At 58.8% G+C, this 23,334-nt stretch carries 22 protein-coding genes; 7 read left to right on the top strand and 15 right to left on the bottom strand.

The features are described from left to right. Nucleotides 1-469 precede the first annotated feature (469 nt). Nucleotides 470-1,396 carry an alpha/beta fold hydrolase gene (locus AC2FEB_RS21460; RefSeq protein ID WP_117868050.1) on the bottom strand — a complete coding sequence of 309 codons (927 nt, stop codon included), beginning with the start codon at nt 1,394-1,396 and terminating at the stop codon, nt 470-472. A gap of 220 nt (nt 1,397-1,616) precedes the next feature. Here AC2FEB_RS21460 and lptF point away from each other — a divergent pair, with 220 nt between their 5' ends. Further along, nucleotides 1,617-2,756 carry an LPS export ABC transporter permease LptF gene (gene lptF / locus AC2FEB_RS21455; protein ID WP_496677036.1) on the top strand — a complete coding sequence of 380 codons (1,140 nt, stop codon included), beginning with the start codon at nt 1,617-1,619 and terminating at the stop codon, nt 2,754-2,756. A gap of 3 nt (nt 2,757-2,759) precedes the next feature. Here the strand turns inward: lptF and AC2FEB_RS21450 are convergent, their stop codons facing one another. Continuing rightward, complete coding sequence (locus AC2FEB_RS21450; protein WP_496677033.1) at nt 2,760-3,593, bottom strand: LysR family transcriptional regulator; 834 nt, start codon at nt 3,591-3,593, stop codon at nt 2,760-2,762. 101 nt (nt 3,594-3,694) lie between these two features. Here AC2FEB_RS21450 and AC2FEB_RS21445 point away from each other — a divergent pair, with 101 nt between their 5' ends. Next, nucleotides 3,695-4,297 carry an HD domain-containing protein gene (locus AC2FEB_RS21445; protein ID WP_496677030.1) on the top strand — a complete coding sequence of 201 codons (603 nt, stop codon included), beginning with the start codon at nt 3,695-3,697 and terminating at the stop codon, nt 4,295-4,297. Between the two features lie 38 nt (nt 4,298-4,335). Here AC2FEB_RS21445 and speB read toward each other — a convergent pair whose 3' ends face one another. The 10 genes from speB to AC2FEB_RS21395 form a co-directional block, all read right to left on the bottom strand. After that, complete coding sequence (speB, locus tag AC2FEB_RS21440) at nt 4,336-5,178, bottom strand: agmatinase (RefSeq protein WP_496677027.1); 843 nt, start codon at nt 5,176-5,178, stop codon at nt 4,336-4,338. Then, on the bottom strand, nt 5,175-6,344 hold the full coding sequence (nspC, locus tag AC2FEB_RS21435) for a carboxynorspermidine decarboxylase (RefSeq protein ID WP_496677024.1): 1,170 nt from the start codon (nt 6,342-6,344) through the stop codon (nt 5,175-5,177). The genes speB and nspC overlap by 4 nt, the downstream gene beginning before the upstream one ends. 104 nt (nt 6,345-6,448) lie before the next feature. After that, a complete protein-coding gene (locus tag AC2FEB_RS21430) occupies nt 6,449-7,660 on the bottom strand; it encodes a saccharopine dehydrogenase family protein (RefSeq protein ID WP_496677022.1) in 1,212 nt (403 codons plus the stop codon). 22 nt (nt 7,661-7,682) lie between these two features. Continuing rightward, nucleotides 7,683-9,572: a biosynthetic arginine decarboxylase gene (gene speA, locus AC2FEB_RS21425; RefSeq protein ID WP_496677019.1), complete on the bottom strand. Its 1,890-nt coding sequence runs from the start codon at nt 9,570-9,572 to the stop codon at nt 7,683-7,685. Nucleotides 9,573-9,673: 101 nt separating this feature from the next. Continuing rightward, nucleotides 9,674-10,759 (bottom strand): DUF1513 domain-containing protein, encoded by a 1,086-nt coding sequence (locus tag AC2FEB_RS21420; RefSeq protein ID WP_496677016.1) that lies wholly within the window; start codon nt 10,757-10,759, stop codon nt 9,674-9,676. Nucleotides 10,760-10,762: 3 nt separating this feature from the next. Continuing rightward, nucleotides 10,763-11,773 carry an imelysin family protein gene (locus tag AC2FEB_RS21415; RefSeq protein ID WP_496677013.1) on the bottom strand — a complete coding sequence of 337 codons (1,011 nt, stop codon included), beginning with the start codon at nt 11,771-11,773 and terminating at the stop codon, nt 10,763-10,765. Between the two features lie 3 nt (nt 11,774-11,776). Beyond that, a complete protein-coding gene (locus tag AC2FEB_RS21410) occupies nt 11,777-13,324 on the bottom strand; it encodes a di-heme oxidoreductase family protein (protein WP_496884360.1) in 1,548 nt (515 codons plus the stop codon). Further along, complete coding sequence (gene bfr, locus AC2FEB_RS21405; protein WP_117868071.1) at nt 13,284-13,769, bottom strand: bacterioferritin; 486 nt, start codon at nt 13,767-13,769, stop codon at nt 13,284-13,286. The genes AC2FEB_RS21410 and bfr overlap by 41 nt, the downstream gene beginning before the upstream one ends. Continuing rightward, nucleotides 13,717-14,010, bottom strand: a complete 294-nt coding sequence (locus tag AC2FEB_RS21400) for a (2Fe-2S)-binding protein (protein ID WP_496677008.1) — start codon at nt 14,008-14,010, stop codon at nt 13,717-13,719. The genes bfr and AC2FEB_RS21400 overlap by 53 nt, the downstream gene beginning before the upstream one ends. An 85-nt stretch (nt 14,011-14,095) precedes the next feature. After that, the gene (locus tag AC2FEB_RS21395) at nt 14,096-15,367 is read right to left on the bottom strand and encodes an imelysin family protein (protein WP_496677005.1); all 1,272 of its coding nucleotides are present in this window, start codon (nt 15,365-15,367) and stop codon (nt 14,096-14,098) included. 249 nt (nt 15,368-15,616) lie between these two features. Here AC2FEB_RS21395 and AC2FEB_RS21390 point away from each other — a divergent pair, with 249 nt between their 5' ends. Further along, complete coding sequence (locus tag AC2FEB_RS21390) at nt 15,617-16,174, top strand: ZrgA family zinc uptake protein (RefSeq protein WP_496677002.1); 558 nt, start codon at nt 15,617-15,619, stop codon at nt 16,172-16,174. Between the two features lie 479 nt (nt 16,175-16,653). Here the strand turns inward: AC2FEB_RS21390 and AC2FEB_RS21385 are convergent, their stop codons facing one another. Continuing rightward, nucleotides 16,654-17,604: a GlxA family transcriptional regulator gene (locus AC2FEB_RS21385; protein ID WP_117868080.1), complete on the bottom strand. Its 951-nt coding sequence runs from the start codon at nt 17,602-17,604 to the stop codon at nt 16,654-16,656. A gap of 168 nt (nt 17,605-17,772) precedes the next feature. Here AC2FEB_RS21385 and AC2FEB_RS21380 point away from each other — a divergent pair, with 168 nt between their 5' ends. From AC2FEB_RS21380 to AC2FEB_RS21365, 4 genes are read left to right on the top strand one after another with little or no spacing between them, the layout of a single operon-like run. Then, on the top strand, nt 17,773-18,483 hold the full coding sequence (locus AC2FEB_RS21380) for a GntR family transcriptional regulator (RefSeq protein WP_496676999.1): 711 nt from the start codon (nt 17,773-17,775) through the stop codon (nt 18,481-18,483). A 7-nt stretch (nt 18,484-18,490) separates the two neighbouring features. Further along, the gene (locus AC2FEB_RS21375) at nt 18,491-19,408 is read left to right on the top strand and encodes a dihydrodipicolinate synthase family protein (protein ID WP_496676996.1); all 918 of its coding nucleotides are present in this window, start codon (nt 18,491-18,493) and stop codon (nt 19,406-19,408) included. Between the two features lie 5 nt (nt 19,409-19,413). Beyond that, nucleotides 19,414-20,910, top strand: coding sequence for an aldehyde dehydrogenase (locus AC2FEB_RS21370; RefSeq protein ID WP_496884359.1), 1,497 nt, complete (start codon nt 19,414-19,416; stop codon nt 20,908-20,910). Beyond that, entirely contained in the window at nt 20,907-22,247 is a 1,341-nt protein-coding gene (locus AC2FEB_RS21365) for an NAD(P)/FAD-dependent oxidoreductase (protein ID WP_496676991.1), read from the top strand. The genes AC2FEB_RS21370 and AC2FEB_RS21365 overlap by 4 nt, the downstream gene beginning before the upstream one ends. 2 nt (nt 22,248-22,249) lie before the next feature. Here the strand turns inward: AC2FEB_RS21365 and AC2FEB_RS21360 are convergent, their stop codons facing one another. After that, nucleotides 22,250-22,687: an SDR family NAD(P)-dependent oxidoreductase gene (locus tag AC2FEB_RS21360; RefSeq protein ID WP_496676988.1), complete on the bottom strand. Its 438-nt coding sequence runs from the start codon at nt 22,685-22,687 to the stop codon at nt 22,250-22,252. A 29-nt stretch (nt 22,688-22,716) separates the two neighbouring features. Beyond that, nucleotides 22,717-23,016 (bottom strand): SDR family NAD(P)-dependent oxidoreductase, encoded by a 300-nt coding sequence (locus AC2FEB_RS21355; protein ID WP_496676986.1) that lies wholly within the window; start codon nt 23,014-23,016, stop codon nt 22,717-22,719. Nucleotides 23,017-23,334 lie beyond the last annotated feature (318 nt).

The following is a 23,334-nucleotide window of genomic DNA, read 5'->3' as shown; positions in this document are numbered from 1 at the left end:
TTATACCCCTGAAGCTCGCGGGTATGAATCACGCAGGCGGGATGGCGACAACCAAATTAATAGGTCCAGAACCTAACGATATCGCCATATTTTTAAGGCCTTCTGGTCCATCCTCCTAATTACCGCGTTCGTCCGGAATAACTCACCCCCCCACAGTAGTGTGAACAGCGTCACTGACCAGTGTTGGGAAATCTGGTTAATTGAGGGTGTCAAAGAGTTGGCGTTCAGGTTCGGTTCAGAACGCATGTTTTCAGTTTCTTCCCCATGACAAGGGCGCGCTTGTGGTTGAGCGCGCCCTTTCTGTTTCTGGCAAGGCGCAAAAACAGTTCAAGAAAAAAGGCGGTTCCAAACGAATAAACGTGGCCGATTGTTGTCAGAATGCGCAAATCAAATGCACTAGGTCTGTATTCGAACAAAACCCGTCCAATCACACCTTGAATTAGGGTCAGAGCGTCGGGCGACCCCTCCGTCAAACCAATAGCGCCAGATCCCCTATATTTGTCTTGTGCCGGGTCGGCATTGTTTTTGCCGGTTGGCCTTCGATCGTCAGTGCAAGGTCTTTGTAAAACCCGTCACTGTCGAACCACCAGCGATGCGACTTCATCATCTTGCGCTGATTTTTCGGCACGTCCCGCTTGTATTGATCATCACAATAGATGTCCCAATGACCTTTCGAGGTCAGCTTTGGCATCCCAACGCGGCCCGCCCGCTGCCGCCCGCCATGAACAATCCCTCCGGCCAGGGCCAGAACCTTGTCTTTTCGGCTGTAGTAATTGGTGAACCGCTTGCAGCGTTTTTTCAGAACCAGATCGCCCCATGCGCCCTTTTCCAGCCACTCTGAATCGATATCACCCGACGCGAACATGACCTGATCCGCCGACCATATCTTGTTGCCTGGCCCAGCCGAATCCCCGAAGTCCGAGAAAGCGCGAAGTATGACCAGCGCACCCATGGAATGCGCGATCAGGTGAATCTTGGGGCGCGGGGACATTCCCAACAACGGCAATAGCCCATCCCCCACCAGATGCGGGGCCACCGCCTTGGCATCGGACCGGTCCGAGTCATAGGTGTGCACCGATCCGTCACTGGGCCAGTCAAAGGCAACGACCGCGCCCTGATACCCGTTGGCCCTGAGGTTGCCTTCGATTTTCCCCAGCCGGTCCAGCATGTCCTTCTGGCTGGTGTTAAACCCGTGAACATAGATCAGGACGGCCGAATCCCCACCTTCCTGACGCACGAGATCCAACCATTTCGCCTGCTTGACGATGCTGCCCTTGCGAATTTTTCCACCCGGGCTTTGCTGGGTGATGTGAACATATCTGGTCCTTGCCGCCGGCTTTAATGTGAACTTCTTTTTCTGGGCGTTGTAGGTGCGGCGGGAAAAAAACAGTGCCATTCAGGAAACTCCATTCTGATCAATCCTGGAACAGTGCCACGAACTGCCGTTTTCGCAAAGCGTTGGCTCTTGACCTCTTCCTGGGGCAAATCAGCGGCGTTGGGTGAATACGGGTTTGCGCGAAGAGCGCGCGCAGGGTCATCCTGTCGTCCAATGCCTGTTTCCTCTGCCGGATTAATGCCCTAGTGTCGGCTGCAAACGAAAACACGCACGAGGCCCCATGTCGCGTTTTGATGGATATTTCCTGCGGCAATTGCTGATTCTGTTTGGCTTTTTCACCCTGGTGCTGGTCGGTGTGTTCTGGATCACCCGGTCTGTCAGCCTGTTTGACAGGGTCATCAGCGGCGGTCAGTCGGCGATGGTTTTTCTGGAATTCACCGCGCTGACTTTACCGACCCTGATCCGCACGGTCATGCCCATGGCGGTGTTTGCCGCCGCCGTCTATGCCACAAACCGTCTGAGCCGCGAAAGTGAGCTGACGGTTATGCTGGCCAGCGGATCCAGCCCCTGGCGGCTTGCCCGGGCGGTACTGCTGTTCGGTGTGATTGCCGGGGTGATGATGGCGATCATCAGCGTGTTCTTGCGCCCGGCCTCGGTGGAACAGCTGGAAATCCGGCAGGCTGAAGTGGCCGGAGATGTGACGGCCCAGCTTCTGAACGAAGGCGAGTTCCTGCATCCCGCCGAAGGCGTCACGGTTTACATTGGCAGTATCGATCTGGACGGTACACTCCATGAAGTGTTCGTGTCTGACCGTCGCGATCCTGAAAACGCAATCAGTTATTCAAGCGTAACGGCCTATCTGGTCAACAACGACAGCGGCATCCATCTTGTGATGGTTGACGGAGTTGCGTTGCGTATGCACCGAGAGGGCAAGGTGTTGTCATCCACCCTGTTTCAGGACGCCTCCTACGATATCTCGGAACTGACGAATACAAGCCCGATGACCCGTCGCAGTCTTGAAGCTATTCCAACCGCCGATCTGATCCGCAACCGAGAAGAGATTTCAGCGACGGAAGGGTTCGGCTCTGGAAAGCTGATCGAGGAACTGCATCAGCGGTTCTCGTGGATCGTGATCTGCATTGCCGTGGCCCTGGCCGGGTATTCCACCCTGATGCTGGGCAGTTTTTCCCGGTTTGGATTGTGGCCGCAGATATTGGGCGCCTTCACCATCCTTGTGCTGCTTGAAGGTGTTCGCGGGTTTGTTTCCCCGATGGTGATCGATGACCCGGAGCTTTGGTTTATGCTTTACCTTCCCGCAATCATAGGGGTGCTTATCTCGGGCCTCTTTCTGCTTGTTGCCGGTAGGCCGCTTATGCGAAAACGGCGGCGAGAGCCCCAGATCATGCCGACACCGGCCTGAGTTCTAGCTGCGAAGATCTACCAAACAGCTGCAAATGTCGTCAAATTCCTCGCGATCACCGCGGACGACCAGATACACGGGCAGGTGCAAGCTGACACTGTCCTCGACCCGCTCCAGAGCACCCGAGGCAAGATGCTCGGAAATGACGTAATCGGGGAAATAGCCGTTTCCGCCCCGCTGCAGGACATATCGCAGCGCCATCATGCAATTGCCAAGAAATACGGTCTGACCTGACGCCCGTCGCGCAGCCGATCTTACATGATCCTGATAGACCTTGCCTAGTTCGAGGTTGACGAAGATCAGGTCATCGTCCGTGCCGTCAGCCTTTGGCGTCCGGACCAGGGACAAGAGCTCTGGTTCCAGCTCGTACCACGTGACGCGCCGGTCGGATGGCTTTTCATGTGTGATCGCCGCGTCCAGCACATGGGTTGCCACCGCTTCAACCATGTTCAGGTCGTGGTCGTAGTTCAGCGTCAACAGCAATTTGCCAAAGCGCTGTTCAAACCGATCCGCCAGGTCCACCAGCAACGGATCCCAAATGCTGAGCTGGCCGCCCAACCGCAGCGCCGGGCGGTTCTGTGTCTGTACCGGCAGGTCGCGCGATGCAAAGCCCCAAAGGGACAACATCTGTTCTGCATAGGGTTTGAACTGCCGGCCGAACTCGGTCAGCGCCGTTCCTCCGGCACCGCGCGTGAACAGCGCCCTGCCGGTTTCCTCCTCGATCAGGCGAATGCGCGCGCTGACGGCAGTCTGCGTCACATTCAACTTACGGGCGGCGGCATGAAAGCCACCGGCTTCGGCCACGCAGAGAAAGGTTTCCAGAGCCTTGGTTTGCATATTGAAAGTATTTTTTGATCATAGCGATAAAATCAATTCATTTTTTTGAAGGTTGATTTCGAACTACTCTTCCGCTCAGGACACATGCCAAAGGATCAGCCATGCTGGACAAAAGCCACAAACCCACCTGGACCAGTTTCGAAACAGCCACCAAGGCCGACTGGGACGCCGTGATGGAGTATGAAGAGGCGTATAATGCGGCCCTGCCAGACCGCATCCTTGATGCCATCCGCTCGTTGGACGAAGAATGGACGCCCTATCCGGTCAACCGCTACCAGCACAGCTTGCAAGCCGCGACACGTGCTTATGAGGACGGAGCGGATGAGGAACTGGTGGTGGCGGCGCTGATCCACGATACCGGTGATATCCTGTCGCCCTACAATCATGGAGAGCTGTCAGCGGCGATGATGAAGCCTTACGTCAGCGAAAAGACGTATTGGATTCTTAAGCATCATTGTGTGTTTCAGGGGTACTACTACAACCACCACCTGGGTGGCGACCGCAACGCGCGCGACAAGTATCGCGACAGCCCTTATTGGGAAGAGTGTCGCTATTTCTGCCATGAATACGATCAGAAGGCGTTCGACCCGGACTATCCGACCAAGCCGCTGGAGTTCTTTGAGCCCATGCTGCGCCGCGTCCTGAACAGGAGCGAAGGCCATATGGAGTTGAACGAAACCGTCGATGACGGCAAAACCGACTAAGTACCGGATCAGGCGGGCCAGTCCGGCAAATCTGCCTGTCAGCAGCTTGCCATCAGTCGATAGACGATCTGTGCTGCGGTGAAATCCCAGGCGGCATTGCCGTTGGGTGCCAGTTCAACCACATCGAAGCCGACGCATTTGCGGCCCTTCAATGCATGTTCCACCAGACGAAGCGCCTGATAATAGCTCAGCCCCCCGGGAACAGGTGTGCCTGTGGCGGGCATCTGCGCCGGGTCCAGCCCATCAACGTCAAAGCTGACATAGACCAGTTCGGGGAAGTTCGCAGGCAGATCAACCGAGTGGATGTGACCCGTCACCAGTTCCTCGGCATCGACATGGAAGACGTGGTTTTTCAGACGGCTTTTTGCTTCCTCGGTGGAAAAGGCGCGCACGCCGAACTGGGCCAGTGGGATACCTTCCTCGGCCAGCAGATGCATGACCGAAGCATGAGAGTGTTTTTCGCCCTGATATGCGTTGCGCAGGTCGGCATGCGCGTCGATCTGCACGACACCGACGGGCTGTTCCAGCGCGCGTGCCACACCCATGACCGCACCATAGCTGAGCGAGTGCTCACCACCCAGAGTCACCGGCACCTTGCCGGTGCGGACGGCGGCCTCGGTGCGCCGGGCAAGACGCTCCATGACATCCGGCAGCGGGCCGTCGCAATCCAGCGGGGCTTCGGTAAAGATGCCTTCGACACAAGGCTCAGCGTGGCCGGTTATGCGTTCGAGTTCATTGCTGGCCTCGATGATCGCGGCGGGGCCGTCTGCCGCGCCCGAGCCGTAGGAGACCGTGCGTTCCAACGGCACCGGGATCACGCGGAACCGGGCGTCTTCGCTGCGTTCGGAGTCGGTCAGTTCACTGTCGAGGAAAATGCTCATGAAAGTCTGTCCTTAAAGTCGTCGTAGCCGAACTGCTTGATGATCCTTAGCTCGTCCGTTTCGCTGTTCCACAAGGCGATCGTGGGCAGCGGCACGCCGTTGAACGTGTTGGTCTTGACCATCGAGTAATGCGCCTGATCCAGAAAGGCAAAGCGCTGGCCAATCTCCAGCGGCTTGTCCCATGTATAATCGCCAATTACGTCTCCTGCCAGGCAAGACGGGCCGCCCAGGCGGTATGTATGGCCTGCTTCGGCCTCGTCCATCAGGGCCGGTCGATACGGGGCTTCGATCACGTCGGGCATGTGGCATGTGGCCGAGATGTCAGTGATCGCAAGAGTCATGCCGTTGGTGGGCAGGTCAAGGATTTCTCCGACCAGAATGCCCGCGTCGAGCGCCACGGCCTCACCGGGTTCCAGATAGACCTCGACGCCATACTTGGCGCGGATGTGTTTGATGAACTCCACCAGCCCGTCGCGGTCATAGTCGTCGCGCGTAATGTGGTGACCGCCGCCGAAGTTCAGCCATTTCAGGCCGTTCAGGAATGGCGCCAGCGTCCGTTCGACGGCCGCCCAGGTGCGCGCCAGCGGTTCGAATCCCTGTTCGCAGAGCGTGTGCATGTGCAGCCCGTCCACACCTTCCAGAGCAGCGGCGTCCAGTTGGCTGACCGGGGTGCCGAGGCGCGAACAGGGGGCGCAGGGATCATATTTCGCGACCTCGCCTTCGGAGTGTTCGGGGTTGATGCGCAGCCCGACCTGCCGCCCCGCGGCCTGTGCCTTGGCAAGAAAGCGGTCTTTCTGCGCGGGACTGTTGAAGATGATGTGATCCGAGAGCGCGAGGATTTCGTCAATGTCGGCGTCCTTGTAACCCGCGCAGAAGGTCGCGACTTCGCCGCCATACTTCTCGCGGCCCAGCCGGGCCTCGTAGATACCGCTGGCACATGTGCCGCCAAGGTGCTGCCGGATCAGCGGTGCCAGAGAGAACATTGAAAACGCTTTGAGTGCGCTCAGCACATGCGCGCCGGAGCGGCTTCCGACATCGGACAGGATATGTAGGTTCTTCTCCACGGCCTTTTCATCGACCACGAAGCAAGGCGTGGGCACGCGATTGAGGTCGAAACTGCGGAAGGCTCCGGCGTCACCGGCCTGTGTGGTCATCATGTCGGACAAAAACGGCGTCTCCTGAATTGGAGAGGCCGGGGGCGCTGCCCCCGAACCCCCGGGATATTTTGGGCCAGATGAAGCAGGGCGGCCGCGCTGACTGCCCCGAGGGTTCAGAATACGACAGGGCCGTCGAGTTCGTGAACCTGCCAAGGCAGGCCGTGGGTGTTCAGCATGTCCATGAAATCATCGGGGTCCAGCTGTTCCATGTTCCACACGCCGGGCTCTCGCCAGTTGCCTTTCAGCACCTGTGCCGCTCCGATCATGGCGGGGACGCCGGTGGTGTAGCTGACGGCCTGGCTGCCGACTTCGCGGTAGCATTCCTCGTGATCGCAGATGTTGTAGATATAATAGGTTTTCTCGCCCGAGCCGTCCTTGGCCTGACCTGTGGCGATGTCCCCGATACAGGCCTTGCCCTTGGTTTCCGCGCCCAAATCGCCCGGATCGGGCAGCAGAGTTTTCAGGAACTGGATCGGGATGATTTCCTTGCCGTCATGCATTACCGGGTCAATACGGGTCATGCCGACGTTTTCCAGCACTTTGGCGTGGGTGATATAGGCGTCGCCGAAGGTCATCCAGAACCGGGCGCGCTCGATCTCGGGGAAATGGGTCGAGAGCGACTCCAGTTCCTCGTGATACATCAGGTACATGTTCTTGGGGCCGATTGCGGGAAAGTCGAATTCGACCTTGTGGGTCATGGCGGGCGAGTGTTTCCATTCTCCGTTTTCCCAGTGACGCACCTCGGCCAGGACTTCGCGCAGGTTGATTTCCGGGTTGAAGTTGGTGGCGAATTCCTGATCGTTGGTGCCGCCATTTGCATCCAGCACGTCGATCTGGCGGATCGTGTCCAACTTGTGCTTCTTCAGCCATTTGGCGAATACGCTGGTCACTCCCGGATCGAAGCCCGAGCCGAGGATGGCGGTCAGGCCAGCCTCTTTGAATCGTTCCTGATAGGCCCACTGCCAGTGGTATTCGAACTTGGCCTCATCTTCGGGCTCATAATTCGCTGTGTCGAGATAGTGAATACCCGCCTCAAGGCAAGCGTCCATCAGTACTAGATCCTGATAGGGCAAGGCGAGATTCACGAGGATTTCGGCACCGGTTTCCTTGATCAGCTTGACTGTATCCTCGACCTTATAGGCGTCCAGTTCAGCCGTCGCGATGTCTACACCTACACGGTCCTTCACCGCTTTGGCGATGGCGTCGCATTTCGATTTCGTGCGACTGGCCAGAGTGATTTCGGTGAAGATGTCCGAATTCATCGCCATCTTGTGCACGGCGGCGTGGGATACGCCGCCCGCGCCGACAACCAGTGTTTTGCCCATGGGGTAGTCTCCTCTCAAGGGGTTATTCGTAATAGGTGTAGCCGTTGATCGAGTCGCGATAGGCGCTCATCAGGGTTTTGCGGTCCTTAGCTTTCAGGGTTCCGGTTGAGATCGCCTCGTCCACCATTTTGCGGAAGGCGGCGACGCAGTCGGTCGGATCGAACTCGACATAGGACAGCACCTGGCTGATCGTGTCGCCTTCTTGCTCGTGCAGCAGATCAAAACCACCGTCGGAGCGGAGGTCGATTGTGACGACGTTGGTGTCGCCAAACAGGTTGTGCAGATCGCCGAGTGTTTCCTGATAAGCGCCGACGAAGAAGACGCCCATGAAGTATTCATCTTCTTCCGGCAGGGAATGCACCGGCAAGCTGGGCGAGACGCCATCAGCCAGAATGAACCGGTCGATCTTGCCGTCGCTGTCGCAGGTGATGTCGGACAGAACCGCGCGGCGGTCTGGCGTCTTGTTCAGCCCCTGCAACGGCACAATTGGGTGCAGCTGGTCGATCGCCCAGACGTCGGGCAGGGATTGGAACAGCGAAAAGTTGCAGTGGTAGATATCGGCCACTTTCTCGAGCTGGTCGTCCACGTCGGTTTCCAGATCGTCACTGGCTGCCAGTGCCTTGAGGCGGGCAATCAGCGACAGATAGATCCGTTCGGCGCGGGCCATCTGGCGCAGGTCTACGTACCCACGGCGGAACAGTGCGCGCAATTCGTTGCGGTAGAAATTGGCGTCGTTCCAGCATTCCTGAAGCCGGTCTTTGCTGAGATAGCCGTGCACCGCGGCAAGGTCCGAAACCATGTGATGATCGTCGGGTTCAACCTCCGGGCCGTTGGGCGCATCGTACAATGTGCTTTCCAACACGTTGAACACCAGCATCGACGACGTCGCCACCACAGCACGACCGCTTTCAGTGACCAGCGTGGGGTGGTCGATCCCGGCCTCATCCATCGCGTAGGCCACGGTTTCCACGACATTGGCGCAGTATTCCTCGACTGTGTAGTTGATCGAGTTTTCAGCCGCCTTCTTTTCACCGGTGTAATCCACTCCCATACCACCGCCCAGATCCAGATGGGTCAGTGGCACGCCCTCGCGGGTCAGTTCGGTGTAATAGCGGCAGGCCTCGCCCACCGCGCGGCGCACGTCGTTGACGTCCTGTACCTGCGATCCCAGATGCGAGTGCTGCAATTTCAGGCAATGCAGTAGGCCCGCGTCGCGCAGCTTGTCCACAGTGGCCACCAGTTGATCGGTGTTCATGCCAAAGGCTGACCGGTCACCCGAGCTTTCTTCCCATTTGCCACTGATCTGGTTGGTCAGTTTCACCCGCACACCAATCAGCGGTTCGATTCCCAATTCCTTGTAGACTTCGATCACCGTGTCGGCCTCTTTCGGGCTTTCCAGAACGATCACCGTGTTGAAGCCGATCTTGCGGGAAAGGGTTGCCAGTTGGATGAACTCGGCATCCTTGACCCCGTTGCACACGATCAGCGCTTCGCTGGCCAGGCGATGCGCCAGCGCGATCACCAATTCGGGTTTAGACCCGGCCTCGAGCCCATAGTTGTATTTCTTGCCGAATTCGACGATCCGGTCGACGACCTGTGCCTGCTGGTTCACCTTGATCGGGAACACACCGCGATAGCTGCCCCTGTAGCCCACGCGGGCGATAGCATCCCGGAAGCTTTCGTTTAGATGCGCGATCTCGTGTTCCAGATAGGAGGAGACGCGCAGAACCATCGGGGCCTTGATGCCGCGGTCGTCCAGGTCGCTGAGAATGCCGGGCAGGCTGATCGCATCAACGTCGGGCGCCAGGGGATTGCGCAGACCGATTTCGCCCCGCTCCGTCACCTCGATGAGGCCTTTGCCCCATTTCTCAACCCCGTAGATGGAATGCGGTGCGTCCGGCGTCTGTTTCAATCAAGTCGGTCCTTAACCTAGGAGTGCCAGTTTCGCGACCGCCAATACGGCAGCTGTTTGATTCTTCCAAGTGTAAACTATGTGCCAGAGAAAACCGAGTTTTACGCAGGGCGACGGATCGGGATCAGGTGGTTGTCCCACTGACACTTCGCGCGGGACCGGATCACAGGGGCCGCAGTGGTCAAAGCGCCAAACACACCGGTTCCGGTGGTGAAAACCAAACCGCTGATGCCGGATCCAAGACCGCAAACATCCTGAAGCTCGAATGCATCCCTGAATGTGCCACTGCCCACAACGAACCGATGCAGCGCGTTGCCGCGCGGGCAGGTGATAGCGATGGTTGCGCCATCCGCCGAGAACGCGATGCTGCCCGCATAACCCTGTAGCGGGCTCTGATCCTGCACAGGTGCTGACAGAAGGTGCGGGGTTTCCCCCTGACGGTGCAGACCCAGCAAAGGCGGATGTTCGGCTTTGCTGCCCTGCCACTGCATCGCAAAGCCCACCAGCCCGTCGCGACGGACCGCCAGATGGCGGATCGAGTTCTTGTGAAGCGCAGGCGTCAGCGACACCTGTTCCTGAACCAGGCCCGACAGGGAAAGGTATGTCAGATTGGGCTCCATCGTCGGCAGGTTCAGCTTCGTGCGCCCGGTTTCGGGGTGGGTTTCGATCCCGCCATTGGCAATCACAAGCGTTTTTCCACCCGGCATCAGCCGCATGTCATGCGGCCCGACCCCGCCGGACGGGAATTCGCCCAAGCGCGCAAAGGTTTCTGCGTCCCAGACGCCTATGATACCTTCTCCAGCCTCGTAATCGTTTTCCGTGGCGAAGAAAATCGCGCCATCGGCTGAAAAAGTACCGTGACCATAGAAATGCCGACCTTCCGGCGTCATCAGCCGCGCGACCGGTGATCCCGTCACGCAATCAATCACCACGGCAAAGGTGCCCGGACGGCGCGCAAAGGCAACGGCCTGTGCCTTGACCGGATGCGCCGCCGCCGCATGCCCACGCGCGGGCAGGGGCACGGAAAAGAGGAGTGTTCCCAGTGCATCCAGCCCGGCCAGTCGATACGAACCATCCGGAAACAACCCTGCGGCCAGAAACTCCGGCCTGCCCACCGAGGCCCATCCATGGATCGGAGGCAGAGAGGTTGCGGCAAGCCCTGCAAGGAAGCGGCGACGCGATGTCATTGTTCAGTCCCCATCTAGCGAATTGAAGCCAGCGCTGATGCCTAGTGTCGGGCCAAGTTCGGATGAAGCAATGGCGCGGATGTCATGGATAGACCGTTGCAGGGCCTCAATTCGGAACCGGGCTTGTGGGTCCGCGACTCCGGCCAGAGCAGGGTCTTCGATGGATTGGGCGTTCTCGATCGCGCGCGCAAAGGCGGCATCCAGATCGGCGGCAATTTCGGGGTGATCAAAGGCCAACCGCGCCGCAAGATCACGAAGGGCCATCAGCGAAAGCTCGACATGGCGCAATGACCGCTCCGACCGCCACGCTTCGGCGCGGTTGGGGCGCGGGCGATCGAACGTGCCCAACGGGCGACCAAGCCGTGTGTCGGCCGTGAATTCAAGACCCGTGGACAAAGCCTTGAACAGCTCCTGCATGGCTTCGTCCTGTGTTCGGTAGCGGCTGTTCTCGTCGGGCCGGGTCAGGCTGGGGGCATAGCCTTGCCAGTCCTCGGCCATCGCCCGGGCATTGGCATCAATGTCTGCCGAGATCGCCTGAATCAGCGCGCAGCGGTATTCCGTGTTGCCCTGGTTTGCAAAGACGGGATCGAACAGCATCCGTTCGAGCGCAAAGAATCCGCGCCCCGCTATGGATGTCTCGGCATAGGCTTCCGGGTCTTGCACGGCGTTATCCTCGGCCGCGACATGCTGGGACAGGGCCTTTGAGGTGAACCCTTTCGTATCGGGCCAGAACGCCATGGCAAACGCACGATCGTCGACCTCGGTCGGACCGAACCGCAGGTGGCTGGCGGAAATCCAGCTGTCGAAGGCCGCATCATAAGCCGCGCGCAGCGCCGGTGAGGTCGGATCGCAATCCACCCGTGATGCACTGACCAGAGCACCGGCTGTTTCCGGCAGTTTGCCGAACCGGGGCAGGATGTGTGTCTCCGTCACGTCCATCAGGATCGGTGCATGATCCTGCGCCTGCGTGGCAAGCGGCATCATCAACGCGGCAACAAGAGTAAGAATACGCATGGGTCAGAGGCTCTCCAGAAAACGGATCAGGGCGTCGCGGTCAGTTTTTGGCATTGACACAACTGCATCGCGCGCGGCCTGGGCTTCGCCACCGTGCCACAGTATCGCCTCGAGCAGATTGCGTGCTCGCCCGTCATGCAGAAATTGCGTGTGGCCCGAGACGCGTTCGGTCAGACCTATGCCCCAAAGCGGCGGCGTCCGCCATTCGCGACCCGTCGCGCGGGCCTCGGGGCGGTGATCCGCCAGATCTTCGCCCATGTCATGCAGCAGCAGGTCGGTATAAGGCCAGATCAGCTGAAAACTGTGCTCGGGCCGATCTTCCAGCCGGTGGGTGACATGAGCCGGAGTATGACACGATGCGCAGCCAGTGGTGTGAAACACCTCTTTGCCGCGCAGCACGTCGGGATCGTCTACGTCTCGGCGACCGGGCACACCCAGATTTCGGCTGTAGAAATCCACCAGGTCCATGCCCTGCTGATCGATCTCGAACTCGCGGGTATCGGTGTCGCCATGCGGGGCCTCGACGCAGTTCACCTGCAAGTTCGTGCAGTCCCCCTGAGGTGCCGGGTAAAGCGGGCTTGAAATACCGATATCCCCGGCAAAGGCTGCGGCGGATTGCTCCATGACCGTCGGCATGCCTGCCTTGTGCCCAAACCGTCCCATCATGGGCGCACCGTATTCAACAGACCAGACGATGTTCGGACGGCCCGAGATGCCATTCCCATCCACGTCATCGGGGTCAGCCTTGGCCAGCAGGTCGTCGACCGGGATCGCCTCCAGCAGCCCAAGCCCGATCATCTGCGGTGCGACCCGCGGGCTCAGCATCGCATCGGGGTGCAGCGGGCCATAGCCCAGATCAGCGGCCCTGTAAGACGGGCGGCGCAGTGACGCGCTCTCGCCGTCAGAAAGTTCAACAGGGACTTCTTCGTAAGAGATATCCAGCCGATATTCCGCCGGATGTCCCGCAAGCGCGAAATCCTGCATCTGCCCGCCATAGTTGGTTTCGGGCCGGGTGGCGATGTAGTCTTCGATCCCGGGATACCCGTCTTCCGGCGCACCGGGGATCGAGACCCGAAGGAACATCGAGACTGCGTTGTCATCAGGGCCGTTGGGTGTGTGCCCCCGCCCATCCTTGATATGGCAACGCTGGCAGGATCGCGCGTTATATAGCGGCCCCAAGCCGTCAGAGGCCAACGTGGATGATGGTGACGAAACCCAGATTTTCTTGAACAACCCGTTGCCGACTTTGAATTCCAACTCCTGTTCGAAGCTCAGGTTGCCTGAGGGTTGTGAAAACGCGTCCGCGTCGTTGCGGACCCTGACAGTCGCCGCTCCGGCAGAGAGTTCTTCGAACGGCTGCGACACGCCATAGTCCTGCGGGCGCGCGATCACGGCCGCAATGCGGACGCGCTCCTCGTCGGTGCGGGGGATGACATTCAGATGCAGGTCCTGCAGTTCGGCTGACAGGGAAGGGGTGGCCGCGAGGGCGACCACCGACAAGGCAAGAAGGCTATTCGCCTTCGTCCATTTTTGATGCGTTGAGTTGCGCATAATTGGCTTCGCCGATCCTTTCATACAGGTCGAGCTGCGTTTCGAGGAAGTCGATATGTCCCTCTTCATCGGACATCAACTGTTCGAACAGCGACATGGAGACATAGTCGCCGGCCTCCCGACAATAGTCGCGCGCTTCCTTGTAAAGAGCCCTTGCGTCAATCTCGGCGGCCAGGTCGCATTCCAGCGTTTCCTTCGGTGTCTGACCGATCCGCAATGGGTCCAGCTTCTGAAGGTTAGGGTGGCCTTCCAAAAATATGATCCGTTCGATCAACTTGTCCGCGTGGCCCATCTCTTCGATGCTTTCCTCGCGGCTTTTCTTGGCCATATGGCCAAGCCCCCAGTCTTCCTGCAGGCGGTAATGCAGCCAATACTGGCTTACGGCCGTAAGTTCATGCCGCAGAGATTTGTTCAGATATTCGATGACCTTTGGATCGCCCTTCATCAGCTTTCTCCTGTGTTGCTCCGGCACGCAATGTGCGGAGTTGCATCGGTACGTCCAGATTAGTAGCTGCCTGCATTGTGTCTAGGAACAGCGGCATGCACCCGCCGCAATCCGCCGACTTCCCAAGGGCATGGTAGATTTTGCCGGGGGTGATGATGGTTCGCGGGTCTGCTCTGCGCATCCAGTCAATGGCTGCGCGGATGTCGTGATCGGATATGTTGGTACAGTGGCAGACAATCATTGTTGTTGGCTCGTTTCGCCGCTTCGGCGGATGATCAGGACGGATTGAAGGGGCCGGAAAGAAAACCTTTCCGACCCGCTTGGAGTTAGTGAAAGACGGCGTCCGGGTTATCCAGGCTGTCGGATCCTTCAAACGCGACCCCGTCCAGCTCCAGCGCGGTAACGATGCGCTCGATGGTCTTGGTCTGATCGACCAGACCGTTGACGCCGCCCATGATCAGGGCCTCACCGCCCTCGCTGCCGCGCTCAAGCATCTGGTCATAGGCAAATCCCGCCTCGGCCGTTGTCTTGACCTTGCCCAGGGCCTGCATGGTGGCGGCCAGTTTCGCTTTCATCTCGGTATCCAGCGCCGGATCCGTGGCGATGACCAGATCGGCCAGAGATGCGCCCGAAACCGGGGTGCCATCTATGCGGGTATAGCTGCCCAGATAGACGTTCTGGATGCCCAGGCCGTCATAGTAATGGCTGTTGTGTGTGTTGTCCGAGAAGCAGTCATGCTCCTCCTCGGGATCGTTCAGCATCAGGCCAAGGCGCATGCGTTCACCGGCTTGCTCACCATACGACAAAGAGCCCATGCCGGTCAGGATCGCGCTGACACCTTCTGCTTCGTTCTCCATCAAGGCTGCGCGTGCCGCACCGCCGTCTTTCCACTGATCCGCCATCCATGCCAAGTCGCTGACCAGCAGTTCGGTCGCAGCGCTCAGGTATTGTGCACGACGGTCACAATGGCCGCCGGTACAGTCCTCGTCCTGCGCGTAATCGGTGGCCGGGCGGTTGCCGGCACCGGCGCCATGGCCGTTCATGTCCTGGCCCCACAGAAGGAATTCGATGGCGTGATAGCCGGTTGCGACGTTCGCCTCGATACCATCTGCTTCGTGCAACGTGTCACTCAGCAGTTCGGGGGTAATTTCGCCGGCATCAATGGTCTCGCCCGACAGTTGGAAGCTGGGATTGGCGATGACGTTCAGCACAGCAAACTCGTTTTCGTCCGTCGCGCCGCCATAAGCCGCGTCAACATAGTCGATCAAACCTTCATCCAAAGGCCAGGCGTTCACCTTGCCTTCCCAGTCATCAACGATGGCATTGCCGAAGCGATAGACTTCCGTTTGCTGATAAGGGACACGCGCAGCAACCCAGGCCGCGCGCGCCGCGTTCAGCGTTGCGTCCGACGGATCGGCGATCAGTGCGTTGACCGCATCCTGCAACTTCCTGGCTGAAATCAGGCTGTCTTCAAATTTGGCTTCCGCAATATTGGCATAGGTGTTCAGTACATCCGCCTTGGTGGGGGCATCACCCGAGATTGCGGTGGTTGCCATGAAAAACGTCAGAGCGCTGGCAGTGGTGAATAACTTGGTCATAGGAGTTTGGTGCTTTCCTGTCAGAACTGTCGGATCGTGCGGGAATACCCTGCGGTTTTCGCGGAGAAATAACTGAGTTATTTAGTCAGTAATGTCAACCTGAGTTTTATTGTCGGATATAAGTGGGAGCTGTTGAACCCAGCAAGCCTCCCCATATCTGGCGGGCTCCGATCCGAGGGTTAACATTGCGTGGCGGGTGATTCGCGTTAAAATCACTGTTGTGATTCTGTTCTAGGCGGTTGTTGGTTAATGAAGTGCTCTGTTCTGGCCTTGTCTCTCTTCCCGGCAGCTCTTGCTGCTCAGGCGACGCAGATCACGTCCACCCATCACCATGGGTCCGGCCAATTGAATATCGTGCTCACAGATACCGATTTTTCGCTGTCCCTCAGGGTTCCAAGCATTGATATCATCGGGTTCGAAACCCCGGTGGCAAATGACGACGAGCGTACACGAGTCGCCATCGCGATTTCCGAACTGTCCAAGCCGCTGGATCTGTTTGTCGTACCGTCCGAGGCTGTGTGCTTTACCGTTTCCGCCAATGTTATTCTGACGCATGATATCTCGGGGAACCAGGACACCGCGGGTGAAGGGGTCGCGTCATCCGCGCCGGATGAACATTCGGAATTCCAGGCCGATTACGTTGTTCAATGTCAGAATATGGATGCGCTGAACACAATAGAATTTGCGTATTTCCAGCGGTTCAGCGGGACAAGGAAGCTGAACGTTCGCGTCGGATCAGACGCAGCGACCAGCACCCACGAAATCACCCGTGTCGCGCCTAGTCTGGATGTGGCGCAGATCCGCTAGAGATGGCACTTGGACGCCTGTTTGGCGTTTCAAATGCAGAACCGATGTTGTTGACCCAAGACTACCCCGTCCATGTCCGGGACGCCGCGCGGAAATCGAACACGCCAGATTGAAACCAGAAAAGCTGGTCCCCGGCGCGGGCCTGAAAGCAACAAAGGAACGAAGTCCATCATTTGTAGTTTTGTTGCAATTGGTTATGGTCTTCGTGGGTACCGGATTTCGCTGAATCAGCAGTCTCGAATTGAGGCAAAGATTAACGAATAAGGGCACAAGAAACTCATGTATGACAAGTTCTCGCAAAACTTATGCCAATATCCAGATCTATTGGTTCATCATCCTGCCGATCTGTTGACTAGTCCGGTTTTAATGAGGGGGTATCTCGGCAGGGTTAGGGGGATGCCCGTTCAGGCCCGTTATGGGCCGATGACGCGCGGCATCCCCTGCCGTATCGGTCGGGGCAAATCCACCACCAGACAATGTCAGTCGATCTTGTTGCGCTGCGCGTGCGGGGTAACGCCAAAGCTTGACCTGTAGACACGCGAAAAATGGCCCGGGTTTTCAAATCCGCAGGCCACGGCGACCTCGGTGACGGACGCTTCGGTCTGAAGCAACAGTTTCTGGGCGCGCTCCAGCCGCATTTCCATGAAGTACTTCTTGGGTGACGTGTTCAGGTATTTTCCAAACAACCGCTCAAGCTGCCGCGTTGAAATGCCAAGCTTTTCCGCGATGAACGAGGGGGAAACCGGGGTTTCAATACTGCCCTGCATGATGGTGATCGCCTTGGCGAGGTGCGCATTGCGCATACCGTTGCGTGACTGAAGGGAAACCCTTTGTTTGGCCGTGGCATTGCGTACCGCGTTATAGACCATCTGATCCGCCACATCGATGGCCAGTTCCTCGCCGTGATCGCGTTCGATCAGATGCAGCATCAGGTCAGCCGTTGCGGTCCCGCCAGATGCGGTAATGTGCTTTTCGTCGGCCACGAACACGCTGCGCACCAGATTGACCTCGGGAAAGGCCTCCATGAACGCGTCGTGGTACTCCCAGTGGATCGCTGCCTGCATACCGTCAAGAAAACCAGCCTTGGCCAGCACCCATGCCCCCGAGCACAGGGCGCCGATTTTCGTACCGCGCGCGCGTTCGCGGCGCAGGGTTGCAAGCAGAGGGCGTGTGACGTGGTCACGCATGTGAATGCCCGACAGGACAAACAGCTGATCACATTTGGCCAGACCCTGAAGACCGGAATGCACCAGCGTGACGGATCCGTTCGAGCACACGGCCTGCTCGCCATGTTCGGACACAAAAGACCAGCGGTACAGTTCTTCACCACTCACCAGATTGGCGATCCGCAACGGTTCGACCGCGCATGAAAACGCAAGATGCGAAAACTCCTCGACAAGGATGAATGTGATGTGCCGCGTCTGAGGCATGAGCAATACCGTTTGCAAGCTGGGACAACGCCCAAAACATGAGTTTATTTCGCCGGCTTCCATGCTGCACGAATTTTAATTGTATACAAGTTGTATTTTTATGGAATACAAAACTGTGACCGCACGCGATTCGACCACGGACGCCGAACAGAAGGATGAGGCCAAAGCATGAAGGACGAAGCCAAGTCTCGCAAAAGCGCGCTAAGAGAGCACCTGAAAGTGTCCATCCTGACGCTGCGCCTGCGCCCGGGCGCCGATCTGGACGAGGCGCATCTGTCGGACGAATTCGGACTGTCGCGCACGCCGCTGCGCGAGGTGTTTCGTCAGTTGGCTGGCGAGGGTTATTTGGACTTGCGGACAAACCGCAGCGCCCGGGTTTCGGAGATGTCCTACACCACCCTGCGCGACTTCTTCCTTGCCGCGCCGATGGTATACGGAGCGATCCTGCGTTTGGCGGCTTTGAATGCGACGAACGCCCAGATCAATGATTTGAAAGAGGCCCAGCAGGCTTTCAAGGCGGCCTTTCGGTCCGGGTCCGGCGAGGACCGTGCCTTGGCCAACAACCGCTTTCATGACGTGACGGGCGAAATGTCCGGAAATGTCTACCTGCTGCCTTCGTTCAACCGGCTGCTGATCGATCACGCCCGGATCGGTATGACGTTTTATCGGCCACAGACTGGTGAAATGTCGGAAAACCTGTCGCTGGCCAGCCAGCAGCATGACGCGATTATCGCAGCCATCGAGGCGCGCGATGAAGCGGCGGCGGCGCAGCTGGCGGAAGATCACTGGAACCTGTCACGCGATCAGATTGAATTGTTCGTGATGCCTGACGCGCTGGATGTCCCGATGGGCGTCCCGCCCCTTTCGAAACCTGCATGAGGACGGAATGAACCCGATTTTCAAGTTTGAGGGGATCTATACCCCTGTGGTCACGCCTTATCACGACGATGGCAGCGTGAATTGGGACGCCTTGTCCGACGTGATCGAATACCTGATCGAGAATGGCGTGCATGGCCTGATCTCGGGTGGTTCGACCGGCGAGAACTATGCCCAGACTGTGGAAGAACGGCTGGAACTGGCCAGATTCACGCATGAGCAGTTGAAGGGCCGGTTGCCATTGGTGGTTGGCACAGGCGCGATGCTGACGCCGGATTCTATTGCTCTGGCTTCGGGCGCACGTAAGATCGGCGCAGACGCAATCCTGCTGGCCAGTCCGCCATATTCAGTGCCAACCGACCGCGAGAATGCGTTGAACGCGCTGGCTATCGACAGGGCCGCCGATCTGCCTGTGATGCTGTACAACTACCCGCACCGCACCGGTACGATGATGGGCGAAGAGTTCCTTGACCGTGTGGGCCGCAGCCGGAATTTCTGCGGCATCAAGGAAAGCTCGGGCGAAATCAACCGGGTGCATTTGCTGGCCCGCGACTATCCACATATCCAACTTGGTTGCGGTATGGATGATCAGGCGCTCGAGTTCTTTGCCTGGGGCGCGCCGTTCTGGGTGTGCGGCGGGTCGAACTTCCTGCCTGCTGAACACGTGGCTCTGTATCGGGCCTGCGTGGTTGAAGGCAATTTCGCGAAAGGTCGCCGGATCATGTCCGCGATGATGCCGCTGATGCGGGTGCTGGAACAGGGTGGAAAGTTCATCCAGACCATCAAGCATGGCGTTACCATGAACGGGATCGACGCGGGCGCGATGCGGCCTCCGCTAAAAGGTCTGAACAAGGATGACAAGCGCGCGCTGGAACAGGTGACCCGTGTGCTCAAGAAGACAATCGCTGACATTGTGGCTGAGGGGTGAGAGATATGGATCTGCTGACACAGGACGAATACAAATCAATCGCCGCAGGCCTGAACCTGCCGACCGGGGCGTTCATCGACGGGGCATTCCGCCCGTCGATCACGGGTGAAACCTTTGAGACAGTGAACCCGGCTACGGGCGGCAAGCTGGCGGATATCGCATCCTGCGGTGCAGCGGATGTCGACTTTGCGGTCGAAAAGGCGCGTGAAGCGTTTGACGATGGGCGCTGGAGCAAAATGCACCCGTCCGAGCGTAAGGATGTGCTGATCCGGCTCTGCAAGTTGATGACCCGCAACGCCCGTGAACTGGCGGTGATGGAAAGTAACGACAGCGGTAAGACCATCTATGACTGCGAAACCGTGGACGTGCCCGAAACCATCCACTGTCTGAAATGGCATGCTGAAGCGATCGACAAGATTTACGATCAGGTCTCACCAGCCAGTGACGACCATATCGCCATGGTCGTGCGTGAACCCATTGGCGTTGTAGGGTTGGTCCTGCCGTGGAACTTCCCACTGCTGATGCTGGCGTGGAAGATCGGACCTGCCTTGGCGGCGGGTTGTTCAGTGGTTGTGAAACCCGCGGCTGAAACCACGCTGACCGCGCTGCGCCTAGCCGAACTGGCAATGGAGGCTGGCCTTCCCCGCGGCGTACTGAACATCGTACCGGGCGGAGGGGCCGATGTGGGCGAACCCATCGGGCGGCACATGGATATCGACATGGTTTCCTTCACCGGCTCGACGGTGACGGGCAAGCGGTTCCTGACCTATTCGGCGGAAAGCAACGCCAAGGAGGTGGTGCTTGAGATGGGCGGCAAGAACCCCGCCATCGTCATGGACGACGCCGAAAACCTCGACCGGGTGGCGGCGCATGTGGTGAATGGTGCGTTCTGGAACATGGGCGAGAACTGCTCGGCCTCGTCGCGCCTGATCGTGCATAAAGACGTGAAAGCCGAACTGCTGAAACGCATAGCGCATCACGCCAAACAGTGGAACATCGGTGACCCGCTGGACCCTGAAACCCGCATGGGCGCGCTGGTCAGCGAAGGGCATTACAACAAGGTCTGCAGATACCTCGATCAGGTTGAAAACGTGGTGATCGGCGGCAAGGCGCACAAGGGGTTTGTCGAGGCTACCGTCGTCGAAGTGCCGGGCAATGACACCGTGCTGGCCCGAGAGGAGATCTTTGGCCCGGTCCTGTCCGTAATTGAAGTCTCGGGCTTTGACGAAGCGATCAGGATTGCCAATGACACTGACTACGGCTTGTGTGCCTCGATCTTCACCGCCAACGCCAAGCGGGCCATCCGCGGTGCGCGAGCCATTCGGGCAGGGACTGTTACGGTAAACAGTTTCGGCGAAGGCGACATCACCACGCCGTTTGGCGGCTACAAGCAATCGGGCTTTGGGGGTCGCGACAATTCGATCCATGCGCATGATCAGTACACCCAGCTGAAAACCATCTGGATTGATCTTTCCGACGACGCCGACGAGGCCGTGGATTGACGCGCTTTGAGGCCAAAAGACTGCCCCGGCAGACGGGCCCGGCGGGATGGAATGCCATCCTGCCGCCCCAGGAGCCCCTGCCAGAGCTCGAACAGAACCTGACCGCCGACGTCACCATTGTCGGCGGTGGGTTTGCCGGGCTGACCACGGCGCGGCGGTTGCACCAGCTGGACCCCTCGTTGAAGATCGCCCTGTTGGAAGCGGGTAGATTTGCGGATGGTTCGGCGGGGCGGAACTCGGGGTTCATGATCGACCTGCCGCATGATCTGGCCTCGGACAACTACGCAGGCGATGGGTTGGAAGCGGACCGCGCCGCCATTGCACTGAACCGTAAGGCCATCGCATTCGCAACCGAGGTCGCCGCCGATTGCGACCTGCCGCAAGAGATGTTCGATCCTTGCGGCAAACACAATGCAGCCGCCACAAAGGCAGGAGACGCCCATAACCGCGCCTTTGCCGGGCATCTGACCAAACTGGGTGAGCCGCATACGCTGTATGACCAAAAGCAGATGCAAGAGATCACGGGCAGCCCGCATTATGTTTCGGGGCTTTTTGCGCCGGGGACGGTCATGATCCAGCCGGCAGCTTATGTGCGGGCGCTTTCGAACCGCCTGGCCGGCCAGATTGACGTGTTTGAAAACTCTCCTGTCACCAGCTTTGAAAAGCAGGGCACAGGCTGGATCGTCAGCACCGACAAGGCCAGGGTCAGCACCGGGCGGATCATCCTGGCCAACAATGGCCATCTGGAAAGCTTCGGGTTCTACCAGAGGCAGTTGATGCATATCTGCCTCTACGCCTCGATCACGGCCCCGCTGACCGAGGCGCAGATCAAGACACTGGGCGGGCAACCGCGCTGGTCGGTGACCCCGGCGGATCCGATGGGCACCTCGGTCCGGCGCATTTCGGGCAGCTACGGGGATCGCATTCTGATCCGTACCGGATCCAGTTTTCACCCGACGATCGAAACCAGCCGGATGCGGTTGCGCAATGCCGGCTGGGTGCATGACCGCAAGTTCCGGGAACGCTTTCCAAATCTGTCGGATGTGCAGATGGAACATCGCTGGGCCGGGATGCTGTGCCTCAGCCGCAACGGATCCGCGGCGTTTGGCGAATTGGAGGAGGACGTGTTCTCGGCCTGCTGTCAGAATGGCCTGGGCATCGCCCGGGGCACTTTGCAAGGCATGGGCATCGCGGAACTGCTGATGCAGGGCGGATCAGAGATCGCGGATCACTTTCTGGCGCAGCCGGACCTTCCGAGATTGCCGCCCGAGCCCTTCGCCTCGCTTGGGGCGAACAGCTATTTGATCTGGAAAGAGTGGCGATCTGGTAAAGAGTGAGGTCAAGGCAAGCTCAGCTTGGCCATGCGTCCACCATCTATCGTAAAGACCTGCCCGGTGATGAAACCCGCATCCCCAGACGCCAGAAACGCGACGAGCGCGGCAACTTCTTCAGGCCGCCCTGTTCGGGCCACCGGGTGGATCTTGGCGATGTCGCGACGGAACGCGGACGGATCAGGCATGGATTCGATGAATTCCTCGTTCAACTGGGTATCGATCCATCCCGGCGCGACGGCGTTACAGCGGATACACTCGGCCCCGTGATCCACGGCAACGGCGCGGGTCGGGCCGTGCAACCCTGCCTTTGATGTGCAATAGACGGCGTGACCGGGATTGCTGCCCAAGCCTTCGATGGATCCGATGTTGACGATAGTGCCCTTGGTGTCGCGCAGATACGGCAGCGCAGCTTTGATCATCGGGAGCGGGGTGGTCAGGTTCACCGTCAGAGTGCGGTGCCAGTCCTAAAGACTCATCCCCCGACCGAGGCTTCCTGCATCATGCCGGCGTTGTTGACCAGCACGTCAAGACGCCCGGCCAGGTCAGTCACTTTGCTGACCATCTGCGCGGGGCTGTCGGTAAGGGTGAAATCCGCAACGATGCCGTGGAATTCCGAGCCCTCGCCACGTTGGGCAGTGAAGACATGCGCCCCTTCGTCCTGCAAACGTTGGGCGATGGCCCGGCCAATGCCGCTGCGCCCACCCGTGCCCCCGCATTGTGCAGGCGTTGAACGATTGACGCCCCGATGCCACCGGCAGCGCCAGTGACCCAAGCCGATATTCCATTCAGGTTCATAAGGTCATCCATTGCTGGACCGATGCGACAGGTGCTCCGATCAGGCCTTCAACAGGAACCACGCCCAGCCCCGGCCCGATTGGCAGTTCGATATGCGCGCCTTTGATTTGGATACCGTTTTCGGGATCGTAGTTGCCTTCGATATATATGGCGAAGCCAGTCAGACACCTTCCAGCAGCTCGGGCCGAACGGTTGCACCGTTATCCGCGACGGTTTTGACCCGCGTGGAATCCAGCGCCCGGACCTTGGCATTGGCCATGGTTTAGGGTCCGTTTTTGACCGGCAGTTCGTAGCT

Source organism: Ruegeria sp. YTSC106 (genome assembly GCF_059609765.1).
The sequence above is the reverse complement of the archived record's forward strand: the minus strand, read 5'-3'. Positions and strand labels throughout refer to the sequence as shown.